The organism is Superficieibacter sp., from assembly GCF_032071645.1.
Lineage (GTDB): Bacteria > Pseudomonadota > Gammaproteobacteria > Enterobacterales > Enterobacteriaceae > Superficieibacter.
In genome coordinates, this window is sequence record NZ_DAMAPU010000007.1 from 62,730 (window position 1) to 86,843 (window position 24,114).

Sequence of the window (24,114 nt, forward strand, 5' to 3'; positions counted from 1 at the left end):
CCTTAATTTGTTAAATAAGAATAGATAATGAATTTAGAGAACATTGAGAATAATAATGATGATTCATTACACTCTTTCATCTTTGCGCGTCAGGGAAAACCGTACGCATCTTTTGATAAGATATTTTCGGCCCTGATCCCCTACAGCGTGCCCATTTCATTAGCGGCGGGTGAGGTTTATCAGTTGGGCGCAAGAAAAGAAGAGTCTAAAATTGTGCTGCTGCTGGAAGGTATTTGTTCCTGTTGCCATAAGGAAAGCCAGTTGCATCTTGGTTCCATGTTTGCCCCCTCAATGTTGGGGATGCTCGACAGTTATGCCAGAACCTTCAACGTTTCTGCGTGGCCGGAGCACTATGTGATTGCCGAAACCGACTGCAAAGGCTATTCCATCCTGCTGGCTGATTTTCTTGAACTGGCCGACCGCTTTGAACTCTGGCACGACGTTGCCCGCATTCTGCTGCATCGCCTGATGATAATGAGCGCGCGCGAGCAGGAGCTGGTGGGCGTTGATTCCTATATCAAAGTCAAAGCGCAGCTTATTGAGGTCTGGGCTTATCCTGAAGCGTATCGTAAACGGATTAATATTCTGAACTTTATTCAGCAGCGTACCGGCTTATCCAAAAGCCGGATCATGAAGCTGCTGTCTGAGCTCAAAAAGGGCGGCTATATCGATATCGATGCCGGAAAGCTTACCGATCTGAAAAAGCTGCCGGTGGCCTATTAATCTTATTGAATCCGGCCTTTTTACGGGCTGAAAAAGGCCGGATTTCTTTGCACTACGCCTGTGGATATTTTTTTCATTAGCATAATCTTATTTCATGGTCAACCCGTAAATTGGCCTGTTCTTATCAGACTTTAATAGTCTTTTTTGAATCAACAAGTTACGCGAAGTCCTTTAAAGGGACGATAATAATATTGCTACTGAACACGCTGTTGGTAATAATAAAATTCGAATCGGAAACTCAATCTGTTTTACCGATTAAAGCTGCAAACTTATTGTTTAAATAAATAACGACCAAAGCTCTTTACAGGGAGTTTATCTCTGCTTATGCATATCGTATAGGGAATATACCGGGCAGGCGGGTGGGGCCAGCGCTCTTATATTTTATCAGAGGGTCACTTTTACCGTATTTAAAATTAAAAGAGGTTATATGAAAAAGTACTTATTAGCGATGGCGATGACCGCTATCTCCACGGGTGGAACAGCAATGGCCGCAGAAGCGTCAACCGTTACTGGCGGCACCGTGAATTTCGTGGGCCAGGTTGTTGATGCTGCCTGCTCCGTAACGGCAGATTCCATCGATCAGACTGTGACCTTAGGCCAGGTACGTTCCAGCAAATTAACGACCGCTGGCATGACGGCGAACCAGAAAGAAGACTTCAACATCAAACTGGAAGACTGCGACATCACCGTAAGCCAGAACGCTGCCGTTATTTTCAACGGTCAGCAAGATCCGACTCAGATTGGTGCGCTGGTCAACACTGCCGGTGCGGGTGCGGCAAGCAACGTAGCGCTGCAACTGTATGGCCCGGACGGGCAGGTACTGAACGTGGGTGAGTCCTCTTCAACCGTGACGCTTATTGACGGCGGCAACACGATCCCGCTGAGCGTTGACTACATCGCGACCGGCGAAGCGACTTCCGGTACTGTGGCAGCAACCGCAACCTTTAGCATGGTTTACTCCTAAGCGGATGCTCCTTCCGCCTTCCTCACGGTGAGGAAGGCGGCGTGCTTTTTGCGGCGCAAAAAGCAGAGCAAGCCGAAAAATAAAGAATAATTAATATGCAATACAACATCATTAAACGGCTTTTACGGCGGGTGAAAGCGTTCGCGCCTGCGCTGATGGCAGGCCTGATTATGCTGGGAACCCCGTTTAGTGCCTGCGCGGGCGGTGTGGCGCTCGGCGCAACGCGCGTGATTTATCCGCAGGGCGATAAACAGGTTTCTCTGCCGGTGACCAACTCTTCTGACAGCAATCTGTTTCTGATCCAGTCGTGGATCGCCAATGCGGACGGCAGCAAATCAGCGGATTTTGTTATGACGCCGCCGCTGTTTGTGATCCAGCCGAAGAAAGAAAACGTTTTACGTATTATGTATGTGGGTCCGGGCCTGCCCACCGATCGCGAAAGCGTGTTTTATATCAACAGCAAAGCGATTCCGTCGGTGGATAAACGCAAACTTCAGGGCAATGTTTTACAGATTGCCACCCAGAGCGTGATCAAGCTGTTTGTTCGTCCGAAAAATCTGCCGACCACCTCTCTGGAAGCGCCTGCGTCTTTACGCTGTCATCAGGCGGCGGGCAAAGTCACGATCGTCAATCCATCACCTTATTATGTGTCGCTGGTTGAACTGTTCGTCGGTAAAACCCGGCTGGCAAACACCATGGTTGCGCCGAAAGGTACGCTGATCCTGAACGCGCCTGCTGGCGGCGAGATCAAATTTGAAACGGTCAACGATTTCGGGGCCAATACGCCTTCGCAGACCTGTACTGGCGATTGATGGAATGAAACGCAACATGCTGAAAAGCGCAAAACCTGCTGCAAGGTGCTGGCTAACGCCGCTGGCACTGGCGGTAGCAGGTGCGCTGACGCCAGGGACCGGCCAGGCGGATAACTACTTTAACCCGGCTTTTCTATCGGACGATCCGGCAGCGGTTGCCGATCTTTCGCATTTTGAGGGCAGTGGACAAGCACCCGGTACTTACCGGGTTGACGTCTATCTGAACAGAAATTTTCTCGCCAGCCAGGATATCGAATTCAAAACGGCAAAACCGGTGCTGTCGGCGTCCGTCGCGGAACAGCGCGATAATACCGGGCTGAGCGCCTGCCTGACCTCTGACATGCTGGTGCAGATGGGCGTTAACCTCAGGGCATTTCCGGCGCTGGCCCATGCGCCTGCGGGTAGCTGTATTGATATCAGCGCCGCGATCCCGGCCGCCAGCGCCCGTTTTGATTTTGAACAGCAGCGGCTTGACATCAGTATTCCCCAGGCGGCGATGAACGCCAATGCCAGGGGATACATTCCCCCGGAACAGTGGGATGAGGGCATTAATGCGCTGACCCTCAACTACAACTTTACCGGTGCCAGCAGCCACGACGGCGAAGGCGGCGGCACCAGCAACGACAACTTCTTCGGCTTAAACAGCGGCCTGAATCTGGGACCGTGGCGACTGCGCGATTACTCTACCTGGAATTACACCAGCGGCGGTGAGCAGAGCGAAAACGACTGGCAGCATATCAGCACCTACGCGGAGCGCGATATCATAGCGCTGAAAGGGGAACTGACCGCCGGGGACAGCTATACGACCGCCGAAGTTTTCGACAGCGTGCCATTTCGCGGCGTGCAGATCGCCTCCGATGACAATATGCTGCCGGACAGCATGAAAGGATTTGCGCCCAACGTGCGCGGCATCGCCAAAAGCAACGCTCAGGTCACCATCAAACAAAACGGCTACACCATCTATCAGAGCTATGTACCGCCGGGCGCGTTTACCATTAAAGATCTCTATCCCACCTCTTCCAGCGGCGATTTAACGGTAGAAGTGAAAGAGTCAGATGGCTCGCTGCACAGCTACGTGGTGCCTTACGCCGCCGTCCCGGTTTTGCAGCGTGAAGGACGGGTGAAATATTCGGCGACCGCCGCAGAATATCGCGGAGACAGCAGCCAGAAAGAGGACGTGAAATTCGGCCAGGCGACGCTGCTGTGGGGTCTGCCGCACGGCTTTACCTTCTACGGCGGCAGCCAGCTTTCCGATCATTACCGCGCGGCGGCGCTGGGCGGCGGCATGAACATGGGCGAGATCGGCGCGGTTTCCGTTGACGTCACCCAGGCGCACAGCACCCTTGCGGACGGCAGTACGCATCAGGGGCAGTCGGTACGTTTCCTGTATGCCAAATCCCTTGAAGAGATCGGCACCCACGTCCAGTTGACGGGCTACCGCTACTCAACCTCCGGTTTTTACACCCTTGATGAAACCACCTGGCGACATATGCAGGGCTATACCGACTCGGACGACGACGACAATAAGCCAGAATGGCAGGATTACTACAGCCTCTACTACACCAAACGCGGCAAGATCCAGGTCAACCTTTCCCAGCCGCTGGGCCAGGGCGGATCGGTCTTTTTTACCGGCAGCAAGCAGAGCTACTGGCATACCGATCGCACCAATTCATTACTCCAGGTTGGCTATAGCGGAACGCTATGCCGGGTGAACTGGAGCCTGACCTACAGCTACACCAGAGCGCCGAGCGAAAAAGAGGGCGACCAGCTTTTCTCGCTAAGCCTGGCCCTGCCGCTCGGCCAGTGGCTACAGCCGGGTGGGGATGTCACCCAGCATCATCACAATGTTTATGCCACCTACAGCGCCAGCACCGACAAACACCATAACGTCACCCAGAACGCGGGTATTAGCGGCACGCTGCTGGACGATAACAACCTTAACTACAGCGTGCAGCAGGGTTATCAGAATCACGGCGTGGGGGCGAGCGGGTCGGCCGACATGGAATATGACGGGGCGTATGGCAATGTTGACGTCGGTTATAACAACAGCGACAACGGCAACTATCACCGCCTGAACTACGGCGTGAGCGGAGGGGTAGTTGCTCATTCGCAGGGTGTGACGTTCAGTCAGCCGCTTGGCGATACCAACGTGCTGATCGCGGTGCCTGGCGCGAAGGGTGTCCGGGTTGAAGGCGAACCGGGCATTCACACCGACGCGCGCGGCTATGCCATCGTGCCGTATGCCACGACCTACCGGCAGAACCGCGTGGCGCTGAACGTTGACTCAATGGCCGACGATGTGGATATCGATGATGCAGTGACCACCGTGGTGCCTACCGCAGGTGCGCTGGTGAAAGCCTCCTTCAACGCTCACGTCGGGGAGCGCGCGTTATTCTCCCTGATCCACCTCGGCAAACCGGTGCCGTTCGGCGCAACGGTCAGCCGGGACGATATCAGCGGAGAAACCATTGTCGGCGACGATGGCGAAGTCTATCTGTCAGGATTAAGCGCCCGGGGAACACTGAAAGCGCAATGGGGCAGTCAGTCCGATCAGCAGTGTCTGGTTCATTATCAACTGCCAAAAACTCAGCAACCGCTGGTGCGGCAAAAAGTGGAATGTCAGTAATGAGGGTGCGTTTTATATTTTTGGTTGGATTATTTCTGGCACAAAGCTGTCTGGCGGACGTTTGTCAGAATGTTAACGGTACGGCCTCAACGATTGATTACGATCTCTCTGCGGCGTTAACCGTGGCACAAGACCAGCCTGGTGAGACGGTACAAATGGCGAGAAGCCAGGAGGTGGATGTACAGGCCGTTTGCCCGGAGGGAATGTCGCGGTACGGCCGGACCTATCGCTCCTACGTCACCTCTTTGCCAGTGGTAGAAACCAGTGGGTCATGGCAATACCTTAAATTAGATGATGAGTACCTCGAAGGCGCGATGGAAATTCAGGACTCCGTAGCGGGGACGATTTATCCGCCACGGAATTATGTCCTGATGGGGTATGACGAAAATGTGGATCAGGGTTTGCCTTTTTATATTCGCGATTCGAACCTGGTTTTTCAGATTAAAATCGTCAAGCCCTTTATTGGCGAGATTACTATTCCTCTGAAAACGATGTTTAGCGTCTACGTCACGACCAGAAACACCGATCCACTTAATTACGTGGTTTATAACATCGTTTACAGCGGCAGCGTTACCGTGCCGCAAAGCTGTGAAATCAATGCCGGGCAAACGATCCTCGTCGATTTCGGCACGCTGAACAGCGGCGGATTTATTCGCGCGGGGCAGAAGCCGAAAGGCGTGCGCACCCGCACCTTTAACGTACCGGTGAAATGCAGCGGTGGCGACGATCGGGTCAGTTTAAGTATGCGCGTAATGGCGACGCCGGACAGTAATTTCAGCCAGGCAATCGCCTCGGATAACGCGGACGTCGGCGTGGTGGTTGCGGACAGCCAGGGCCGCGCCCTGACGCCGAACGACAGTTCCAGCAAGGTGCCGTTTACCACCAACGCGGCGGGCATCGCGGATCTTCAGTTCCAGGCTTACCCCGTCAGCACCACCGGTAATACGCCCGCAGAGGGGACGTTTACCTCGCTAGCCAGCTTACGGGTGGACTTTGACTAAATGAACATAAAAGCATGGCTGGCTGGCGGCATTCTGATCGCCAGCCTGGCGGCCCACGCCGATGACCCAGATTATAACCTTGAGTTTACCGGCACCATTGTGGCGCAGAGCTGTAGTGTCGATCTGTCGAGCATCAATCAGAGTATTGACCTCGGACAGTTTCCGGTCGATCAGTTCGCCTCCGTCGGCACGACGACCAAATTTAAGCCGTTTAACATTAACCTGATCGGCTGCTCGCGCAGCATCAGCGGCACGAAAATCTGGTTTAGCGGCGAGGCGGACAGCGATAACCCCGCGCTGCTGGCGCTGACGGACACCGGAATGGGCACCATGACGATAATGGCCACCGGCGTGGGTGTGGAACTGCTCAACGATGATCAGGATCCGATCGTCATTAATAACAGTGATTCGGCTGTCTATCCGCTGAAGGCCGGGCGCAACACGCTCTCATTTTATATCCGCTATAAATCCACCCAGCCACAGGTCACATCCGGTAACGCGACGGCGGTGATGTATTTTGATCTGGAATACCAGTAAGGAACGGTTATGAACTATTTTTGGGCGCTGCTGCTGACGTTGACGGCCAGCGTGCAGGCGTATGATGGCCGGGTCAATATTACCGGCACCATCACCGACAATACCTGCACGCTGTCGCAGGACTCAGAGAACATCACCGTTGAGATGGGCAACGTCTCTAATCGCCAGTTTTACCAGCCGGGCGCGGGGGCAGCGTATGAAAAATTTACGATCAATATCGAAAAATGTGGCAGCACCGTCAACGGCGTGACCGTGAGTTTCAACGGCGCAGCGGACAGCGCCTACCCGGGTTTGCTGGCACTCAGCGCCGGGGCAGGGAACGCGTCGGGCGTCGGCGTGGCGCTCTATAACGCCGATAAAAGTCCGATCCCGATCGGCGATGACAGCCAGCTTCTGCCGTTGATCGGCGGCCAGCAATCCGCGCATCTCAACTTTTACGCCCGCTACGTGGCGGACGGCGGCGCGGTAGCGGCGGGCACCGCCAACGCCTCGGCAACGTTTATTTTAACCTATGCGTAAATTCCTTCTTTGTATCCTGCTGGCGCTGCTCATGTTCTTCTGCGCCTCGACTCATGCGGGCGTGGTGATCGGCGGCACGCGCTTTATTTATGGCGAGGGTCGCTCGTCGCTGGACGTGTCGCTGCAAAATGACTCGGACAGCGCCTGGCTTATCAACAGTAAAGTGCTCTCTGCCGAACGCTGGCCGGGGGCAGAGGTGCCTGACCTGTCCGCCGCGCCTTTTATCGTCACGCCGCCGCTGTTTAAGCTGCCTGCAAACCAGGCGAATAAGGTGCGCCTGATCCGCACCGGGGTGCCGCTACCGGAAGATCGGGAGAGCCTGTTTACCCTCAGCGTGGCGACGATCCCGGCCGGAACCGTCGGGCCAAACAGCGTGCAGATGGGGGTCCGCTCCGCTCTCAAACTGATTTACCGACCAAAAGGACTGGCAGGCGATCCCGCCCAGGCCTATAGCCAGCTGCGCTGGTCGCGCACCGCCGATGGCGTGAAGGTCGAAAACCCGACGCCTTTTTACGTCACGCTTTTTATGAGCGAGATTAACGGCAGGCCGATCGATAACGCAGGCGTCGTTGCCCCCCGATCCACGCGCACCTTCAACGGCTGTCAGCACACCGCCGCCTGCCCGATCCGCTGGCAGACACTGAATGATTACGGGCGGGTGATGCCGCCGTTAACCTCGCAGGTTCAGTAACCGTATTTAACTCCACGAAATGGGAAGTCTGTTATGTCTGATAAATTATTCAAAATTCGCCGCCTTGCCGGATTGATGCTGCTGGCGGGGGCGTTCGTTGCGCCAGCCGTTCACGCGGAAGCCAGTCCGGCATTTACGCCCGCGCAGCAGGCACAAATTGGTCAGCTCGCTGAAAGTTACTTCACCGCCCACCCGGATAAAATGGGCGAGATCATGGGCACGTATCTGGCGAACCACCCGGAATTTCTGATCGCCGCCAGCGAAAGCCTGCATCAGCGTCAGCAAATCGCCCAGCAGCAGGCTTACGTACAGCTTGCGCTTCAGTATCAGTCCGATCTGTTGTCGGAAAACAGCCCTTCCGTTGGTCCGAAAAATGCCAAAGCGGCGGTGGTGATGTTCTTTGATTACCAGTGCGCGTGGTGTAGCAAAATGGCACCGGTCATTGAGCAGGTGATGAAAGCGAACCCGGACACACGCTTTGTGTTTAAAGAGTTCCCAATTTTTGCCTCCCGCTGGCCTGCGTCGGGTCTGGCGGCGCGCGTCGGCGAGCAAATCTGGCTGAATAAAGGAGGGCAGGCATACGTGGCGTGGCATAACGCGATGTACGCGACCGGGAAAGTCGAGGGCGAACTGGCCGACCAGGATATCATTACTCTCGCCCAGCCGTATTTAACCGCCCAGCAAATTGCCGCCGTGAAAGAGCAGCATGACAACGGTCCGGTACACGACGCGCTGCTGATCAACCGCGGGCTGGCGCAGCATATGGGCTTTACCGGTACGCCAGCCTTTGTGGTCATGCCGCAGACCATGAATCCTGATGTCAAACAGATCTCCGTCATTCCGGGCAGCACCTCGCAGGATATGCTGTTGATGGCCATCCAGAAAGCAAAAGGCTAATTTGTCAGGGATGCCTGCGGGCTTCCCTGTATTTTTTGCTTTATTATGGATTCTCCATGAGAAATGGTTTTTACCGCGCCACGCACAAAGGAGTGTCATGCATTATGAATATAAAGCCATTTACCCCGGTTATTCTTTTTTTCCCTCTTTGGCTGCCATCCGGTTTACTCTGCGCAGCGGGTCAGCTTGATTTCAGAGGCTCGGTAATAGAATCCGGCTGCTGGCATGAATCTAATTTGCCGATGGTCCTGTGCCAGAAACGTAATACGATTGAACGTCATATCATTATAGAAAATTTAAATACCACTATTTCCTCACCGAGCGCAACGGTCGAGCAGGTCTGGCTGGATGATGACAAACAAATTACGCTCCTGCGTATCATTTATGACTAATGATTAACTTTACGGGCAGCCTGAACAGCGTTGCCCGCATATCTTTTCTCTCTCAATGTCCCTCTCATCATTTCATCGCATTTCTTTTTAATCGTTTTTGTTATTTTGTGATTAGTCATTTAACGGCGGGAAAGGGAATATTTGCCCGGCAGAATGCACTGCAACAACATTTAAATTAAAAGGAAATTAATCATGGCACAGAGCAAGCTCATTAAGAGTGATACTCTCACAGAAACCAGTCATGCCGCTGACGGCTTTAACCCGGCAACAGAAGACAGCAAATATAGCTACACTTCTGCCCGCGTAGCTAAACCGGTCTACAACCAGTACAAAGCTGATGCCTCTAAACCGAAAGTGTTTGGCTACTTCACTGACTGGTCTCAGTACGATGCGCGTTTGCAGGGCGACGATGTTCCTGCTAACCGTGGTCGCGGTTACGATCTGATGAATGTCTCTCCGACGGCTTACGACAAAATCATTGTCGGCTTCGTGGGCATCGTGGGCTTCCATAAAGTGGACGGCATGGCGCGTGACGTCGTCGCAGAAGCGGCTGAACTGTGCGGCAAAGTGAAATACGAGCCGACTTTCCTCGATCCGTGGGGCGATTTCCAGTCTTACGAAAACGTGGGTCACACTGAGAGCGGCTGGGACGTTGATCCGAAGACCGTCACTCAGGCAAATACCAAAGGCTTCCTCGGCGGTATGCGCGATCTGCAGGCCAAAGCGAAAAGCATGGGCCACAACCTTGAGCTGTCCATGAGCATCGGCGGCTGGACCATGAGTAACGGTTTCCACGAAACGGCGGCCTCTGACGCTTCCCGTAAAACCTTCGCGAAAGGCGTGGTGAAACTGTTCAAACAGTTCCCGATGTTCAGCGGCGTGGACCTGGACTGGGAATACCCGAACGTTGAAGCGGCGGGCAACCCTTACGGTGCCGAAGACGGCGCGAACTTTGCTCTGCTGATCGCGGAAGTGCGTAAGCAGCTGGACGCGGCTAACCGCAAAGACGTGAAAATCTCCATCGCCGCTTCTGCTGTTGCTGCCAACATCGACTACGCCGACGTTCATACGCTGGTGAAATCCGGTATGGATTTCGTTAACGTGATGACCTACGACTTCTTCGGTACGCCGTGGGCTGAGACGCTGACTCACCACACCAACCTGAATGCACTGACCGCAGGCGGCTGGGCAGTAGATTCCATCGTCGATCACCTGCTGGCCCAGGGCTTCCCGGCTGAGCGTATCAACATCGGTTACGCAGGCTACACCCGTAACGGTCGCAACGCAGAAATCTCCAGCTTCTCTCCGCTGGAAGGCACCTACAACCCAGGTGAAGGCACCACCACCGGTTCGTTTGAATCCGGTACGTCTGAATGGTACGACGTGATTTACAACTACCTGGATCTGGAAAACCAGAAAGGCCGTAACGGCTTTAACGTGTACACCGACCAGAAAGCCAACGCTGACTACCTGTACAACCCGGAATCCAAACTGTTCATTTCTCTGGATACCCCGCGTACCGTGAAAGCGAAAGGCGAATATGCAGCGAAACTGGGCCTGGGCGGCTTCTTTACCTGGACTATCGATCAGGACAACGGCGTGCTGGTTAACGCCGCGCGTGAAGGCCTGGGTTATGAGATCAGCAAAAAAGTCATCGACATGGAGCCGTTCTACTTCGAAGGCATTAACGTGACCAAAGAAGAAGAAAAAGAAGAGGAAGAAGAAGACAAACAAGCGCCGACGGTGAACCATGCACCGAAAGCCGCGATTGAACTGCACGTTGTTGGCGGTTCCCGCATTCGTCTGTCCGGGGCAAAATCGTCCGATGAAGACAACGACGAAATGAGCTTCAGCTGGGGCGTACCGGCAGATATCGACGTTGCAGATAAAACCACCGAATCTATCGAATTCAACGCGCCGAAAGTGACTTCTGACACTGAGTTCACCTTTACGCTGTTCGTGCGTGATACCTGGGGCGAGCCTTCTACCCAGCAGCGTTTTGTCCTGACCGTTGTGCCTGCGGCTTCCAAAATTAAACCGGAAGATGAGGAAGAAGACGAGTACAACGACGACGAGTACGGCGATGATGACTACGATTACGGCGATGACGACTACGAGTACGACGAAGATGACTTCGAGTACGACGAAGAAGAAACCACCCCTGCCGATCCGAACGCTCCGCACCCGTGGTGGGATGCCAACACAGTTTATGGCGCAACCTGGGGCGCGTTTGAAACCGTCAGCTGGAAAGGCCACAACTACCAGGTGAAATGGTGGAGCCAGGGCGAGCAGCCGGATGAAAACTGCAGCCAGGGTTCAGTCTGGACCGATCTCGGCGCGTACTAAGTTTTAAAACCTTGTTGCTATTATCAAGCCCCGAAGCGATTCGGGGCTTTTTTTCTGAGGCTTACGCCAGTATAAACCGCGTATTCCGAACAGGGCGAAAAACTATTCATATCGTGAATCCGACAAGCTGCGGCAAGATGCTTTCAATGCCAGACATCATTTTGCCTGCTCCATGCGGATGGGTAACGTTAAGGTTTTGGTGTTGGGGAGGGTAATACGTTTCTGGAAAGTCAGCAGGCATAAAAAAACCCGCTTGCGCGGGTTTTTCACAAAGCTTCAACAATCAGGCGATTAAGCCAGTTTGTTGATCTGTGCGGTCAGGTTAGCTTTATGACGCGCAGCTTTGTTTTTGTGGATCAGACCTTTTGCGGCCTGACGATCCACGATCGGTTGCATTTCGTCAAATGCTTTCTGTGCAGCAGCTTTGTCGCCAGTTTCGATGGCTGCGTATACTTTCTTAATGAAGGTACGCATCATAGAGCGACGGCTTGCGTTGTGCTTGCGAGCCTTCTCAGACTGAACGGCGCGCTTCTTAGCTGATTTGATATTAGCCAAGGTCCAACTCCCAAATGTGATCTTTATGGACAATTCAAAGGCCGAGGAATATGCCCGGTTAGCCTTCTTTTGTCAATGGATTTGTGCAAATAAGCGTCGTTATTACGGCGACGCTCGTTACGTAGTGATGGCGCAGGATTCTACCAGCTTGCGCCGCGTGAATACAGCTTTTCCGCCATAAAAATCGCAGTCTGGCGATAGATTTTCCTGTATGCACCGCAAGGTGGCTGAAATCGCTGCCTCTTTCTGCTTAAGGATGCAATCGTCGGTTAACGTCGCCTGCTGTACAAGGTATAATCCGACGATTTTCACTGTTTTGAGCCAGAGATGAAGCTGATACGCGGCATACATAACCTCAGCCAGGCCCCACGCGGGTGTGTGCTAACCATTGGTAATTTCGACGGCGTGCATCGCGGACACCAGGCGCTGCTGAAAAATTTGCGTGCGGAAGGGCAGGCCCGTCATCTCCCGGTTGTGGTGATGATTTTTGAACCGCAGCCGCTGGAGCTGTTTGCCCCGGATAAATCCCCCGCCCGCCTGACGCGGCTGCGTGAAAAGCTGCGCTATCTGGCAGAATGCGGGGTCGATTACGTCCTTTGTTTGCGCTTCGACAGGCGCTTTGCCGCGCTGACGGCGCAGGCCTTTATCAGCGACCTGCTGGTCGACCGTCTCGGCGTGCAGTTTCTGGCCGTAGGTGATGATTTCCGCTTTGGTGCTGGTCGCCAGGGCGATTTCTTGTTATTACAGAAGGCTGGCGCAGAGTATGGTTTTGACGTCACCAGCACCCAGACCTTCTGTGAAGGCGGTGTGCGGATCAGCAGTACCGCCGTGCGCCGTGCGCTGGCAGAAGACGATCTCGCGCTGGCTGAAAGCCTGCTGGGCCATCCGTTCACCATCTCCGGGCGCGTGGTCCACGGCGACGAGTTAGGGCGCACAATTGGCTTTCCGACGGCGAATGTCCCACTGCGCCGCCAGGTCACGCCGGTGAAAGGCGTGTATGCGGTTGAAGTGATGGGCCTCGGTGAAAAGCCTCTGCCCGGCGTGGCAAACATTGGCACCCGCCCGACGGTGGCAGGCGTGCGCCAGCAGCTTGAAGTTCACCTGCTTGACGTTGCAATGGACCTTTACGGTCGCCATATAGATGTAGTGCTGCGCAAAAAAATACGCAGCGAGCAGCGATTTGCCTCCCTCGACGAACTGAAAGCGCAAATCGCCAAAGATGAGTTAACTGCCCGTGAATTTTTTGGGCTATCAAACCCGGCTTAACGCCTGAGTAATAAAATACGGAAACGAGAATCTGATGAGTGACTATAAATCAACCCTGAATTTGCCGGAAACAGGGTTCCCGATGCGTGGCGACCTCGCCAAACGCGAACCGGGAATGCTGGCGCGTTGGACCGATGATGACCTGTACGGCATCATCCGTGCGGCCAAAAAAGGCAAAAAAACCTTCATTCTGCATGATGGCCCTCCTTATGCGAATGGCAGCATTCATATTGGTCACTCAGTTAACAAGATCCTGAAAGACATTATTATCAAGTCTAAAGGGCTTTCCGGTTTTGACTCGCCTTACGTGCCAGGCTGGGACTGCCACGGTCTGCCGATCGAACTGAAAGTTGAGCAGGAATTTGGCAAGCCGGGCGAGAAATTCACCGCCGCCGAGTTCCGCGCGAAATGCCGCGAATACGCCGCCGGTCAGGTTGAAGGGCAGCGTAAAGACTTTATCCGCCTGGGCGTGCTCGGCGACTGGTCGCATCCGTACCTGACCATGGACTTCAAAACCGAAGCCAACATCATCCGCGCGCTGGGTAAAATCATCGGCAACGGCCACCTGCACAAAGGCGCGAAGCCGGTGCACTGGTGCGTAGACTGCCGTTCTGCGCTGGCGGAAGCGGAAGTCGAGTATTACGACAAAACCTCGCCGTCCATCGACGTTGCCTTCCAGGCGGTCGATCAGGCGGCGGTGCAGGCGAAATTTGGTCTGCCTGGCGTTAGCGGCCCGATCTCGCTGGTGATCTGGACCACCACCCCGTGGACCCTGCCAGCCAACCGGGCGATCTCGCTCTCCCCGGAATTTGACTACGCGCTGGTCCAGGTCGAAGGGCAGGCGCTGATCCTCGCCAAAGATCTGGTTGAAAGCGTCATGCAGCGCATCGGCGTTGCCGATTACAGCATCCTCGGCACCGTAAAAGGGTCTGAACTGGAGCTGCTGCGCTTTACCCATCCGTTTATGGGCTTCGACGTTCCGGCGATCCTCGGCGATCACGTTACGCTGGATGCCGGTACGGGCGCGGTCCATACCGCAGGTGGTCACGGTCCTGACGACTACACCATCAGCCAGAAATACGGTCTGGAGATCGCTAACCCGGTCGGCCCGGACGGCACTTATCTGCCGGGAACCTGGCCGGGTCTGGACGGCGTGAACGTGTTCAAAGCCAACGATGCCATCGTTACCATGCTGGGTGAAAAAGGCGCGCTGCTGCACGTAGAAAAAATGCAGCACAGCTATCCGTGCTGCTGGCGTCACAAGACGCCGATTATCTTCCGCGCCACGCCGCAGTGGTTTGTCAGCATGGATCAAAAAGGTCTGCGTGCGCAGTCGCTTAGCGAAATCAAAGGCGTGCAGTGGATCCCGGACTGGGGCCAGGCGCGTATCGAATCAATGGTCGCTAACCGTCCTGACTGGTGTATCTCCCGCCAGCGTACCTGGGGTGTGCCGATGTCGCTGTTCGTCCACAAAGAGACGGAAGAGTTGCACCCGCGCACGCTGGAACTGATCGAAGACGTTGCCAAACGTGTGGAAGTTGACGGCATTCAGGCATGGTGGGATCTCGATCCCCGCGACATCCTCGGTGACGACGCCGACAACTACGTGAAAGTACCGGATACCCTCGACGTCTGGTTTGACTCCGGTTCAACCCACGCGTCCGTGGTTGACGTACGCCCGGAATTCGCGGGTCACGCGGCGGATATGTATCTGGAAGGCTCGGATCAGCATCGCGGCTGGTTTATGTCCTCGCTGATGATCTCCACCGCCATGAAAGGCAAAGCGCCTTACCGCCAGGTACTGACCCACGGCTTCACCGTTGATGGTCAGGGCCGTAAAATGTCCAAATCCATCGGTAACACCGTATCGCCACAGGATGTGATGAACAAACTGGGCGCGGACATTCTGCGTCTGTGGGTGGCATCAACGGACTACACCGGCGAAATGGCCGTTTCCGACGAGATCCTCAAACGTGCTGCCGACAGCTATCGTCGTATCCGTAACACCGCGCGTTTCCTGCTGGCGAACCTCAACGGCTTCAACCCTGAAACTGATATGGTGAAACCGGAAGACATGGTGGTGCTGGATCGCTGGGCGGTCGGCTGCGCAAAAGCGGCGCAGGACGATATTATCAACGCCTACGAATCCTACGATTTCCTCGAAGTCGTTCAGCGCCTGATGCGCTTCTGCTCCGTCGAAATGGGGTCTTTCTGGCTCGATATCATTAAAGACCGCCAGTACACCACCAAAGCGGACAGCGTCGCGCGTCGTAGCTGCCAGACCGCGCTGTATCACATCGCCGAAGCGCTGGTACGCTGGATGGCTCCGATCATGTCCTTCACCGCAGATGAAATCTGGGGCTACCTGCCGGGCGAGCGTGAAAAATACGTCTTCACCGGTGAGTGGTATCAGGGGCTTTTCGGTCTTGCGGAAACTGAAGCCATGAACGATGCCTTCTGGGACGAACTGCTGAAAGTGCGTGGGGAAGTGAACAAGGTGATCGAACAGGCGCGTACCGACAAAAAAGTCGGCGGCTCTCTGGAAGCCTCGGTGACGTTATTTGCACAACCTGAACTGGCGGCTAAACTGACGGCGCTGGGTGACGAATTGCGATTTGTCCTGTTGACCTCAGGGGCCAGCGTTGCCGATTATGCCAACGCGCCTGCTGATGCGCAGCAAAGCGAATTACTCAAAGATCTGAAAGTGTCTCTGAGCAAAGCCGAAGGTGAGAAGTGCCCGCGCTGCTGGCACTATACTCAGGACGTCGGTAAGGTGGCGGAACACGCAGAAATCTGCGGCCGCTGTGTGGTCAACGTCGCCGGTGACGGCGAAAAACGTAAGTTCGCCTGATGAGTAAACCGATCTCTTCAACAGGGCTACGCTGGCTGTGGCTGGTGGTAGTCGTGCTGATTATCGATCTGGGCAGTAAATACCTGATCCTCCAGAATTTTGCTCTGGGGGATACAGTGTCCCTGTTCCCGTCGCTTAATCTGCATTATGCGCGTAACTATGGCGCGGCATTTAGTTTTCTGGCGGATAGCGGCGGCTGGCAGCGCTGGTTCTTTGCGGGCATCGCCATCGGGATCTCTCTGGTCCTGGCGGTGATGATGTACCGCTCGCAGGCCACGCAGAAGCTGAACAATATTGCTTACGCGCTGATTATTGGCGGTGCGCTGGGCAATCTGTTCGACCGCTTATGGCACGGCTTCGTCGTCGATATGATCGATTTCTACGTCGGCGACTGGCATTTTGCCACCTTCAACCTTGCCGACAGCGCTATCTGCATCGGTGCGGCGCTGATTGTGCTGGAAGGGTTTCTGCCTTCCAGAGCAAAGAAAGTCGCTTAAAACATTGCCGGATAGCGTTACGCTATCCGGCCTGTAATAAATGTCGGCCCGCCATCGGGCACTATAACAGAGCAATCTGCATGTCTAATTCTGTACAAAGCAACAGCGCGGTGCTGGTGCATTTCACGCTGAAGCTGGAAGATGGCTCGACCGCCGAATCGACGCGCAATAACGGGAAACCGGCGCTGTTTCGTCTTGGCGATGCGTCGCTCTCCGAAGGGCTGGAGCAGCACCTGCTGGGGCTGAAAAACGGCGACAAAACGACGTTTTCTCTGGAGCCGGATGCGGCGTTTGGCGTTCCCAGCCCGGATCTGATTCAGTATTTCTCGCGTCGGGAATTTATGGACGCGGGCGAGCCGGAAATCGGCGCAATTATGCTCTTCACCGCGATGGATGGCAGTGAAATGCCGGGCGTGATCCGCGAAATTAACGGCGACTCGATCACCGTCGATTTCAACCATCCGCTGGCCGGGCAAACCGTCCATTTTGATATCGAAGTGCTGGAAGTCGATCCGGCACTGGAGGCATAAGATGCAGATCCTGTTGGCCAACCCGCGCGGCTTCTGCGCCGGGGTAGACCGCGCTATCAGCATTGTTGAAAACGCGCTGGCGATTTACGGCGCGCCGATTTACGTGCGCCATGAAGTGGTCCATAACCGCTACGTGGTTGACACCCTGCGCGAGCGCGGCGCGATTTTCATTGAGCAAATCAGCGAAGTGCCGGACGGCGCGATCCTCATTTTCTCCGCGCACGGCGTCTCCCAGGCGGTGCGTAACGAGGCGAAAAGCCGCGATCTCACCGTCTTTGACGCCACCTGCCCGCTGGTCACAAAAGTGCATATGGAAGTGGCGCGCGCCAGCCGTCGCGGGGAAGAATCCATTCTGATCGGTCACGCCGGGCACCCGGAAGTGGAAGGCACTATGGGGCAATACAGCAACCCGGCAGGGGGCATGTATCTGGTCGAATCGCCGGACGATGTCTCGACGCTGAACGTCAAAGACGAAAGCAAGCTGTCGTTTATGACCCAGACGACCCTCTCGGTTGATGATACCTCGGATGTGATCGATGCGCTGCGCGAACGCTTCCCAAAAATCGTCGGACCGCGTAAAGACGATATCTGCTACGCCACCACCAACCGTCAGGAAGCGGTGCGCGCGCTGGCTGAACAGGCGGATGTGGTGCTGGTGGTCGGCTCGAAAAACTCTTCCAACTCTAACCGGCTGGCCGAACTGGCGCAGCGGATGGGTAAAGCGGCGTATCTGATTGACGACGCCAGCGATATCCAGGAAGCCTGGGTCAAAACCGTTAACTGCGTGGGCGTCACCGCAGGCGCATCCGCGCCGGACGTGCTGGTACAAAACGTCATTTCCCGTCTGCAGGCGCTGGGCGGCGGTGAGGCTATTCAGCTTGAAGGGCGCGAAGAAAATATCGTCTTCGAAGTGCCGAAAGAACTGCGCGTGGACGTGCGGGAAGTCGAGTAACGCTTCGCCTGGTCGGGCTGGATAAGCCCGACAATATTCCTGACCATAAACGTGATCCCCTCCGCAAAACCTCGTCGCCTGCCGCAAGGTTAATCGATTAATCTGCTATTATTACGCTGCTGTTCTCCTTGGGCCGGAGAAAATTATGCATACCTTAATTACCCAGCCGCCGCAGGTGGCGTGGGCCAGCGGCCTGCTGTCTGGCGCTCCTCTGATCCATAAATCTACCCGCATCGCGGATCTCAACGGCGTTTTTGCCGATCGCAACGCCTGGCGGGAATTCGATCCGCAGCAGGTGGTGTATGACGTGGAAATGTTTGATTCTCCCTCTCCTGAAGGCGCACTCTACACCGGCGTGACCCATCTCCAGCCGGGGAAAGTGGGCGACGAATATTTTATGACCCGTGGGCATTTTCATGCCCGGCGCGAGCAGGGCGAGGTTTATTGCGGTCTGCGCGGTACGGGGTATCTTCTGCTTCAGGATGCGCAAGGCGAGGCGCGGATTGAGCACGTCTTTCCCGGCTCGGTACATATCATCCCCGGCTTTACCGCGCATCGTCTGATTAATACCGCAAGCGAGGTGCTGTCGGCGCTGGCCGTCTGGCCGAGCGCGGCCGGGCACGATTACGCGGCGCTGGCGCAGGGATTTAGCGTGCGGGTGATCGAGCAGGGCGGGCAAGCGCGGGTGCAGGAGAAGACCCATGACTAACTTTGGCCTGGACATGACCATCCATCATCAGCCGCTGGGATTCAGCTACGGTAATGACGTCACCGGACCGATGCCGGAGATCCGCACCCTCGATCAGATCCGCGCCTCGCTGCGCGATCCCGCCTGCGAAGGGCCGGATCGGGTGTATGCCATTGCGATGGACGTGGCCCGCCTTCAGGATCGTGACGAGCTGCAAAAGCGGATGCTGTTGTTTGGCGTCGTCACCTATGCGGCGGGAAAACTGGGGGACGAGCCGATCCGCAGTCAGGGGCACATTCACCGCATCAGCCAGCACAGCGGCTGGTCGCCGCCGGAGCTGTATGAAATCTGGCAGGGGAAAGCGATTATCTATATGCAGGAGCGCGTCGAGAACGATCCGGGCCGCTGCTTTGCCGTACTTGCCGGGCCGGGAGACAAAGTGCTGGTGCCGCCGGGCTGGGGGCACGCCACCATTTCTGCCAGCCCGGACGAGGCGCTGACCTTCGGCGCATGGTGCGACCGGGAGTATGGCTTTGAATATGAGGCGGTGCGGGCGCACAAGGGGCTGGCCTGGTATCCTTTAGTGCAGGATAACAATATTATCTGGCAGCATAATTCGCATTACCAGCCGGGACGGTTGCAGGTGATTACCCCCCGGCGCTACAGCGAATTCGGAATTACCGAGGCGCCAATCTACCAGCAATTTATTACCGATCCGGCGCGCTTCCAGTTTATTTCCCGCCCGGATAAATCGGCGGAACTGTGGCACCATTTTCATCCGTAGCGCATCAGGTTGCAGGGAAATCCCTGCAACCTGCCCGCCTTAATCGGCAGAAAAGCCGTTCTCATTAATGACCTGTTTATACCAGCCCGCGCTTTTCTTCAGGCGGGTTTCTTTGGTTTCAGGATTGAACTCGACCAGCCCGTACATATTTTTAAACTGGTTGCTGGGCGACCATAAATCAATAAATGACCATAAATGGTAACCGTGCAAATTAACCCCTTCGCCAATGGCCTGGTGTGCGGCGGTCAGATGCTGTTTCAGAAAGTCGATCCGGTAATCATCAGCGATTTCGCCGTTCTCGCCCCGGTATTGCCATTCCCGCTCAACGCCCATGCCGTTTTCGCTGATATAGCATTCGATATTGCGATAGCGGGTTTTGATCATCGCCAGCGTATCGTACAGCGCCTGCGGGAAAATCTCCCAGCCGCGTGAAGTATTCATCACCCGCCCCGGCATCTCCCAGAAGTCATAAAAATCATAACGGCTGGTTTTAACCGTATCGCTGGCTTCTTTCGCCATAATGCGAGCCGGGAAGTAGTAATTCACCCCCAGTACATCAATGGTATTCGCGGCAATCGTCGCCAGATCGCCGTCGTGGATCTGCGGTGCCGCATTCGCCTGCGCCAGCAGCGGGAGATAATTTTCCGGGAAATGGCCGTGAATAAGCGGCGCAAGAAAACATTCATAATTGAACAGGCTGTAAGCTTGCGCCGCCTGAATATCTTCCGCCTGCTGGCTTCGCGGATAGGCATAACTGACGTCAATCACCGAGCCAATCTTGTTACGGAAATGATTCTGCCGGTAGCATTCAACCACTTTAGCGTGCGCCAGTACCATATTAAAAATGGCCTGGCTGTGATAACGAAAATCAGTGATATTCGGATAGCAGCGGTTATCCAGATATTTTAAATCAGCATCAACACGCGGTTCGTTATAGACGTGCCAGATATCCACTAAGTCATCGAAAAGGTCGAAGCAGTGATGGCAGTAGTTGACGAAATCACCAATAATTTCCCGATTGCCAAAGCCACCGCGATCTTCAAACAGTACCGGCATATCAAACCAGTAAAGCACCACATACACCTTAATACCGCGACGGCGTAAGTCCTGAAACAGCGAGCGGTAATAGTCTGCGGCCTGCGGATTAACATTTTTGCCGTCCGGCATCAGCCTTGCCCACAAAATTGAGGTACGGAAGCTGTCGTGCTGTAATTGTGAAAGATAATCGTGATAAACCGGAAAACGGTGATACCAGTCTAAGGTTTCATTCGGGCCTTGCTGCTGATAAAAACGGTCCGGGTGCTGCTGATAATATTTTTCATACACCGTCGGCGCTTGGCCGTCGTGATCCCATGCGCCTTCTGTTCCCTGGGCCCAAATCGCGCTTCCCCAGGAAAAATTGTCAGGAAACTGATAAAACATAGAAACTCCTTGATGATGAATTAATCTTGCTCGCGTTTGATCATATTTTGTTTGTTAATAATTCGGATAAAGGGCAGCCATATTAAAACGCCGATAAAAATATTAAATGCCTGAAGCAGCGCGCCCATCATGGAATTAGTCGCCAGAAAGCCAGAGAGTAAGGGCGGGGTGGTCCAGGGGATCTGCACCCCGGTGGGGCGGGGAACCATACCCAGACTCATAAAGAGGTAGGTGCTGATCACGAAAACGACCATCACCAAAACCCAGGGGATCAGCGTCAAAACATTGAGCACCACCGGCAGGCCAAAGGCGACCGGTTCCGAAATATTAAACACGCCTGCCGGGACTGAGATTTTGCCAATTTCAGCACCGGAGGTGCCTTTTGTGGCGAACAGCACCAGCGCAATGACCAGCGAGAAGAACTGCGGGGCGATAAAAATATCCATAAACTGCTGGGTCACGATGTAGGGCAAGGCTTCTCCGGCAGCAAAAGCCTGCGCGTTAGCGGTGGAGGCCACCTGCCACAGCGGCGACATAATCGCCCCGACCAGGCTTTGTCCGTGCAGCCCCATAAACCAGAACAGCTGAATAAATACGGCGGCGATGGCGGTAGGTATCAGTCCGGTCCCAATGTTAACCAGCGGCAGTTGCAGCACTTCATAAATAAATTTATTCATGTTCCCGTAGGGCGTTAACACGAAGCCGTAGCGGACAAGCGCCATGGCGAAAAACGTGATGATCAGCGGAAGCAGGGTGATAAACGAGTTCGCCACGTTCGGCGGCACCATCTCCGGTAATTTAATGGCTAAGTTTTTTGTTGTTAACCAGTGATACAGTTTGCAGGAGAAAAAGGATGAGATAATCCCGACAAACATGCCTGCCGAGCCAAGATATTGGGTGGGAATGGTGACGCCGCTCATGCCTTCAGCATTGGTCGTTAGCGTAAACGGAATCAATATAAAGAACGATCCTGCCACGATAACAATGGTAAAAAGTAGCGAAGTTTGATGCTGCTTCGCATAAAAATAACCGATGCAGAGAATCAGGTAGACGGAAATAAACCCCAGAGTAATATCAACAATCGGCGACAGCATTTCTCTGATAAAAAGTAATGCAGCGTCGGGAACAACTTTTTCAATAAACGGAAAATACATAATAATTAAGGCGCACGAGCCGCCAATGGTAATTGGGATTAACGATATCATTGCATTTTTTAATATCGTTAAAGTGCTGTTATTTGCGACCCAATTACCTGCCGGAATAAGCCATTTTTCTAAAAAACCCTCAATGTTATTCATAACTATCTCCATAGCCAAAAAGATCGTCCTTTGAGCGCCCGGTAACGGGCGGCGCTCATATTTACTGGCCTTCATCTTTCATTGTGGTGCTTACGGCTGGTTGCTAATAAAAGGTATGTCCTCCCTGTGAATAAGCCGCGATTAACCGGCAAACAGACCGCTCGCCACCCCAGCGGCAGCCAACGCCAGCAGTAACAGCATGGCTTTGACCGGCGACACGCCGCGTTTCGCCATCAGATACCAGGTGCCCAGCACCACAATCAGCGGCAGCAGCTGTGGGAAAATGCCGTCCAGCATTTGCTGAACATGAATATTCACGCCGTCTTTGGTAATAAACTCCAGCCCGGTGCCGAGCTTGACGTAGCTCGCCGCCACGCCGCCCATCACAAATACGCCCAGTAATGACAACGCCTCACGCAGGCGCGTGGATTTGCTGCTGACCAGCATCTCCACCGAGCCGGACCCCATTTTGTAGCCTTTCAGAAACAGCAGCCACGAGCCGGGAATGATGATGGCCAGCCAGGCGACGGTATAAAACAGTGGGCCGAGGATGCTGCCACCCGCCGCCAGCGCCATGCCGATGCTGAGCAAAATAGGGATCAGCATACCGGGGATCATGGAGTCGCCAATGCCCGCCACCGGCCCCATCAGCCCGACTTTCAGCGTGTTAATCGTCTCGCCGTCAATCGGTTCACCGTTGGCTTTTTTCTCTTCCAGCCCCAGCACCATGCCGTTAACGATGGCCCCAAGCTGCGGCTCGGTATTGTAGAAAGAGGCGTGGCGGCGCAGCATTTCGGTGCGCTGCGCGACATCCGGGTACAGTTTGCGGGCGACGGGCAGCATACTGAGGCAGAAGCCAAGCGATTCCAGGCGTTCAAAACTCATCGATGACAGATTGTGCATCATCCACGCCCGCCAGCAGCGGCGCAGATCGGATCGGGTAAGTTTGCGATCTTCCATCAGAATTCATCCTCATCATCTGCCGCACGCGGCGCGCTGGCGCTGGTCTGCGGTTCCGGTTTGTAGTTGTAGTGGATCAGCGCCAGCAGCGCGCCGACGATCACCAGCGCCACCATATTGAGCTTCAGAAAAACAATGCACACAAAGCCCACCAGGAAGTAGATCAGCAGGGAATAACTTTTGATGATCTGCTTAAGCAAAATGGCGATACCGACGGCAGGTAAGATCCCGCCCAGCACGTTCATGGTCGACAGCACCATTTTCGGCAGACTTTCCATAAAGCCGCTGATGTACTGCGCGCCAAAATAGACCGCGATAAACGTGGGAATAAAGCGCAGCAGGAAGTTGGTGGCCTGCGGGAAGATCACGCTGTTGAGATAAATTCCGCGCGGGTTGTCCTGTTCAATCGCCGTATCCGCGCGGTGGTTCCAGAATGAGTTCAGTACCATCATCGCGTTGAACAGAATGGTTCCGGCAATTCCGATGGTGGCGGCCAGCGCAACCGCCACTTCCGGCCCCTGACCGGACAGCACCCCCAGCGCAATCGCCGGGAAAGCCACGAAGTTCAGATCGGCGGGCATTGAGCCGCCGGGCGTCACCATCGCGATATACACCGCCTGCACCGCGACGCCAATCATAATGCCGGTTTTTACATCGCCGAGGATCAGGCCGACCAGTAAACCGGAGACCAGCGGACGGGTGATCAGATACCAGCCGCCGGTCAGCCCCAGCAGCCAGGGGCTACTGAGCGCGCCGAGATAGCAGAGGATGCCAATTAACGAAGCTTCGATAAACATGGTGTG

23 protein-coding genes and 1 pseudogene are annotated in these 24,114 nt (G+C 54.8%); 19 read left to right on the forward strand and 5 right to left on the reverse strand.

The window, feature by feature from the left end:
• Positions 1 to 27 precede the first annotated feature (27 nt).
• The 11 genes from RT197_RS14395 (at position 28) to RT197_RS14445 (ending at position 11,508) form a co-directional block, all read left to right on the forward strand.
• Positions 28 to 723, forward strand: a complete 696-nt coding sequence (locus RT197_RS14395) for a helix-turn-helix domain-containing protein (RefSeq protein WP_312951732.1) — start codon at positions 28 to 30, stop codon at positions 721 to 723.
• Positions 724 to 1,150: 427 nt separating this feature from the next.
• Positions 1,151 to 1,687, forward strand: a complete 537-nt coding sequence (locus tag RT197_RS14400) for a fimbrial protein BcfA (protein ID WP_312951734.1) — start codon at positions 1,151 to 1,153, stop codon at positions 1,685 to 1,687.
• A gap of 95 nt (positions 1,688 to 1,782) precedes the next feature.
• Positions 1,783 to 2,499, forward strand: a complete 717-nt coding sequence (locus RT197_RS14405) for a fimbria/pilus periplasmic chaperone (RefSeq protein WP_409529698.1) — start codon at positions 1,783 to 1,785, stop codon at positions 2,497 to 2,499.
• Positions 2,500 to 2,503: 4 nt separating this feature from the next.
• Positions 2,504 to 5,125, forward strand: coding sequence for a fimbrial biogenesis usher protein (locus RT197_RS14410; protein WP_409529699.1), 2,622 nt, complete (start codon positions 2,504 to 2,506; stop codon positions 5,123 to 5,125).
• A complete protein-coding gene (locus RT197_RS14415) occupies positions 5,125 to 6,126 on the forward strand; it encodes a fimbrial protein (protein WP_312951737.1) in 1,002 nt (333 codons plus the stop codon). Before RT197_RS14410 ends, RT197_RS14415 begins: the two co-directional genes overlap by 1 nt.
• The gene (locus RT197_RS14420) at positions 6,127 to 6,663 is read left to right on the forward strand and encodes a fimbrial protein BcfE (RefSeq protein ID WP_312951739.1); all 537 of its coding nucleotides are present in this window, start codon (positions 6,127 to 6,129) and stop codon (positions 6,661 to 6,663) included.
• Between the two features lie 9 nt (positions 6,664 to 6,672).
• Positions 6,673 to 7,182 carry a fimbrial protein gene (locus RT197_RS14425; RefSeq protein WP_312951741.1) on the forward strand — a complete coding sequence of 170 codons (510 nt, stop codon included), beginning with the start codon at positions 6,673 to 6,675 and terminating at the stop codon, positions 7,180 to 7,182.
• Positions 7,175 to 7,873, forward strand: coding sequence for a fimbria/pilus periplasmic chaperone (locus RT197_RS14430; RefSeq protein WP_312951742.1), 699 nt, complete (start codon positions 7,175 to 7,177; stop codon positions 7,871 to 7,873). The genes RT197_RS14425 and RT197_RS14430 overlap by 8 nt, the downstream gene beginning before the upstream one ends.
• Positions 7,874 to 7,906: 33 nt before the next feature.
• Complete coding sequence (locus tag RT197_RS14435; RefSeq protein ID WP_312951743.1) at positions 7,907 to 8,770, forward strand: DsbA family protein; 864 nt, start codon at positions 7,907 to 7,909, stop codon at positions 8,768 to 8,770.
• Positions 8,771 to 8,874: 104 nt separating this feature from the next.
• Entirely contained in the window at positions 8,875 to 9,162 is a 288-nt protein-coding gene (locus RT197_RS14440; RefSeq protein ID WP_312951744.1) for a hypothetical protein, read from the forward strand.
• Positions 9,163 to 9,354: 192 nt separating this feature from the next.
• Positions 9,355 to 11,508 (forward strand): glycosyl hydrolase family 18 protein, encoded by a 2,154-nt coding sequence (locus RT197_RS14445; RefSeq protein ID WP_312951746.1) that lies wholly within the window; start codon positions 9,355 to 9,357, stop codon positions 11,506 to 11,508.
• A gap of 291 nt (positions 11,509 to 11,799) precedes the next feature.
• Here RT197_RS14445 and rpsT read toward each other — a convergent pair whose 3' ends face one another.
• Positions 11,800 to 12,063 carry a 30S ribosomal protein S20 gene (gene rpsT / locus RT197_RS14450; RefSeq protein ID WP_312951748.1) on the reverse strand — a complete coding sequence of 88 codons (264 nt, stop codon included), beginning with the start codon at positions 12,061 to 12,063 and terminating at the stop codon, positions 11,800 to 11,802.
• A gap of 108 nt (positions 12,064 to 12,171) precedes the next feature.
• Between rpsT and RT197_RS14455 the strand changes: the two are divergent.
• The 8 genes and pseudogenes from RT197_RS14455 to RT197_RS14490 all read left to right on the forward strand — a co-directional run.
• Positions 12,172 to 12,383, forward strand: a pseudogene (locus RT197_RS14455) (DUF2575 domain-containing protein); the annotation flags it as partial.
• Between the two features lie 7 nt (positions 12,384 to 12,390).
• Positions 12,391 to 13,329 carry a bifunctional riboflavin kinase/FAD synthetase gene (gene ribF, locus RT197_RS14460; RefSeq protein WP_312951750.1) on the forward strand — a complete coding sequence of 313 codons (939 nt, stop codon included), beginning with the start codon at positions 12,391 to 12,393 and terminating at the stop codon, positions 13,327 to 13,329.
• 34 nt (positions 13,330 to 13,363) lie between these two features.
• Positions 13,364 to 16,180 carry an isoleucine--tRNA ligase gene (gene ileS / locus RT197_RS14465; RefSeq protein WP_312951751.1) on the forward strand — a complete coding sequence of 939 codons (2,817 nt, stop codon included), beginning with the start codon at positions 13,364 to 13,366 and terminating at the stop codon, positions 16,178 to 16,180.
• Entirely contained in the window at positions 16,180 to 16,677 is a 498-nt protein-coding gene (gene lspA, locus RT197_RS14470) for a signal peptidase II (protein WP_312951753.1), read from the forward strand. The genes ileS and lspA overlap by 1 nt, the downstream gene beginning before the upstream one ends.
• Positions 16,678 to 16,757: 80 nt before the next feature.
• Positions 16,758 to 17,207 carry an FKBP-type peptidyl-prolyl cis-trans isomerase gene (gene fkpB, locus RT197_RS14475; protein ID WP_312951754.1) on the forward strand — a complete coding sequence of 150 codons (450 nt, stop codon included), beginning with the start codon at positions 16,758 to 16,760 and terminating at the stop codon, positions 17,205 to 17,207.
• A gap of 1 nt (position 17,208) precedes the next feature.
• Positions 17,209 to 18,159, forward strand: a complete 951-nt coding sequence (gene ispH / locus RT197_RS14480) for a 4-hydroxy-3-methylbut-2-enyl diphosphate reductase (protein ID WP_312951756.1) — start codon at positions 17,209 to 17,211, stop codon at positions 18,157 to 18,159.
• 145 nt (positions 18,160 to 18,304) lie between these two features.
• Positions 18,305 to 18,868 (forward strand): glucose-6-phosphate isomerase family protein, encoded by a 564-nt coding sequence (locus RT197_RS14485; RefSeq protein ID WP_312951757.1) that lies wholly within the window; start codon positions 18,305 to 18,307, stop codon positions 18,866 to 18,868.
• Positions 18,861 to 19,631, forward strand: coding sequence for a glucose-6-phosphate isomerase family protein (locus RT197_RS14490; protein ID WP_312951758.1), 771 nt, complete (start codon positions 18,861 to 18,863; stop codon positions 19,629 to 19,631). The genes RT197_RS14485 and RT197_RS14490 overlap by 8 nt, the downstream gene beginning before the upstream one ends.
• Positions 19,632 to 19,670: 39 nt before the next feature.
• Here the strand turns inward: RT197_RS14490 and RT197_RS14495 are convergent, their stop codons facing one another.
• The 4 genes from RT197_RS14495 to RT197_RS14510 all read right to left on the reverse strand — a co-directional run bounded on the left by RT197_RS14495 (position 19,671) and on the right by RT197_RS14510 (position 24,108).
• Positions 19,671 to 21,053 carry a glycoside hydrolase family 1 protein gene (locus RT197_RS14495; RefSeq protein WP_312951760.1) on the reverse strand — a complete coding sequence of 461 codons (1,383 nt, stop codon included), beginning with the start codon at positions 21,051 to 21,053 and terminating at the stop codon, positions 19,671 to 19,673.
• A 20-nt stretch (positions 21,054 to 21,073) separates the two neighbouring features.
• Entirely contained in the window at positions 21,074 to 22,426 is a 1,353-nt protein-coding gene (locus RT197_RS14500) for a PTS transporter subunit EIIC (RefSeq protein WP_312951762.1), read from the reverse strand.
• A 66-nt stretch (positions 22,427 to 22,492) separates the two neighbouring features.
• Positions 22,493 to 23,311 carry a PTS system mannose/fructose/sorbose family transporter subunit IID gene (locus tag RT197_RS14505; RefSeq protein WP_312951764.1) on the reverse strand — a complete coding sequence of 273 codons (819 nt, stop codon included), beginning with the start codon at positions 23,309 to 23,311 and terminating at the stop codon, positions 22,493 to 22,495.
• Positions 23,311 to 24,108, reverse strand: a complete 798-nt coding sequence (locus RT197_RS14510; protein WP_312951765.1) for a PTS sugar transporter subunit IIC — start codon at positions 24,106 to 24,108, stop codon at positions 23,311 to 23,313. Before RT197_RS14510 ends, RT197_RS14505 begins: the two co-directional genes overlap by 1 nt.
• Positions 24,109 to 24,114 lie beyond the last annotated feature (6 nt).

Excerpts from the sequence above, each read along its gene's own strand:
- RT197_RS14490 (WP_312951758.1), top strand. The coding sequence starts at position 18,861 with ATGACTAACTTTGGCCTGGACATGACCATCCATCATCAGCCGCTGGGA.
- RT197_RS14420 (WP_312951739.1), top strand. The coding sequence starts at position 6,127 with ATGAACATAAAAGCATGGCTGGCTGGCGGCATTCTGATCGCCAGCCTG.
- RT197_RS14485 (WP_312951757.1), top strand. The coding sequence starts at position 18,305 with ATGCATACCTTAATTACCCAGCCGCCGCAGGTGGCGTGGGCCAGCGGC.
- lspA (WP_312951753.1), top strand. The coding sequence starts at position 16,180 with ATGAGTAAACCGATCTCTTCAACAGGGCTACGCTGGCTGTGGCTGGTG.
- RT197_RS14430 (WP_312951742.1), top strand. The coding sequence starts at position 7,175 with ATGCGTAAATTCCTTCTTTGTATCCTGCTGGCGCTGCTCATGTTCTTC.
- RT197_RS14415 (WP_312951737.1), top strand. The coding sequence starts at position 5,125 with ATGAGGGTGCGTTTTATATTTTTGGTTGGATTATTTCTGGCACAAAGC.
- RT197_RS14410 (WP_409529699.1), top strand. The coding sequence starts at position 2,504 with ATGAAACGCAACATGCTGAAAAGCGCAAAACCTGCTGCAAGGTGCTGG.
- RT197_RS14510 (WP_312951765.1), bottom strand. The coding sequence starts at position 24,108 with ATGTTTATCGAAGCTTCGTTAATTGGCATCCTCTGCTATCTCGGCGCG.
- RT197_RS14440 (WP_312951744.1), top strand. The coding sequence starts at position 8,875 with ATGAATATAAAGCCATTTACCCCGGTTATTCTTTTTTTCCCTCTTTGG.
- RT197_RS14405 (WP_409529698.1), top strand. The coding sequence starts at position 1,783 with ATGCAATACAACATCATTAAACGGCTTTTACGGCGGGTGAAAGCGTTC.
- ispH (WP_312951756.1), top strand. The coding sequence starts at position 17,209 with ATGCAGATCCTGTTGGCCAACCCGCGCGGCTTCTGCGCCGGGGTAGAC.
- ileS (WP_312951751.1), top strand. The coding sequence starts at position 13,364 with ATGAGTGACTATAAATCAACCCTGAATTTGCCGGAAACAGGGTTCCCG.
- RT197_RS14435 (WP_312951743.1), top strand. The coding sequence starts at position 7,907 with ATGTCTGATAAATTATTCAAAATTCGCCGCCTTGCCGGATTGATGCTG.
- RT197_RS14500 (WP_312951762.1), bottom strand. The coding sequence starts at position 22,426 with ATGAAGGCCAGTAAATATGAGCGCCGCCCGTTACCGGGCGCTCAAAGG.
- ribF (WP_312951750.1), top strand. The coding sequence starts at position 12,391 with ATGAAGCTGATACGCGGCATACATAACCTCAGCCAGGCCCCACGCGGG.
- RT197_RS14505 (WP_312951764.1), bottom strand. The coding sequence starts at position 23,311 with ATGGAAGATCGCAAACTTACCCGATCCGATCTGCGCCGCTGCTGGCGG.
- RT197_RS14495 (WP_312951760.1), bottom strand. The coding sequence starts at position 21,053 with ATGTTTTATCAGTTTCCTGACAATTTTTCCTGGGGAAGCGCGATTTGG.
- RT197_RS14445 (WP_312951746.1), top strand. The coding sequence starts at position 9,355 with ATGGCACAGAGCAAGCTCATTAAGAGTGATACTCTCACAGAAACCAGT.
- RT197_RS14400 (WP_312951734.1), top strand. The coding sequence starts at position 1,151 with ATGAAAAAGTACTTATTAGCGATGGCGATGACCGCTATCTCCACGGGT.
- RT197_RS14425 (WP_312951741.1), top strand. The coding sequence starts at position 6,673 with ATGAACTATTTTTGGGCGCTGCTGCTGACGTTGACGGCCAGCGTGCAG.
- RT197_RS14395 (WP_312951732.1), top strand. The coding sequence starts at position 28 with ATGAATTTAGAGAACATTGAGAATAATAATGATGATTCATTACACTCT.
- fkpB (WP_312951754.1), top strand. The coding sequence starts at position 16,758 with ATGTCTAATTCTGTACAAAGCAACAGCGCGGTGCTGGTGCATTTCACG.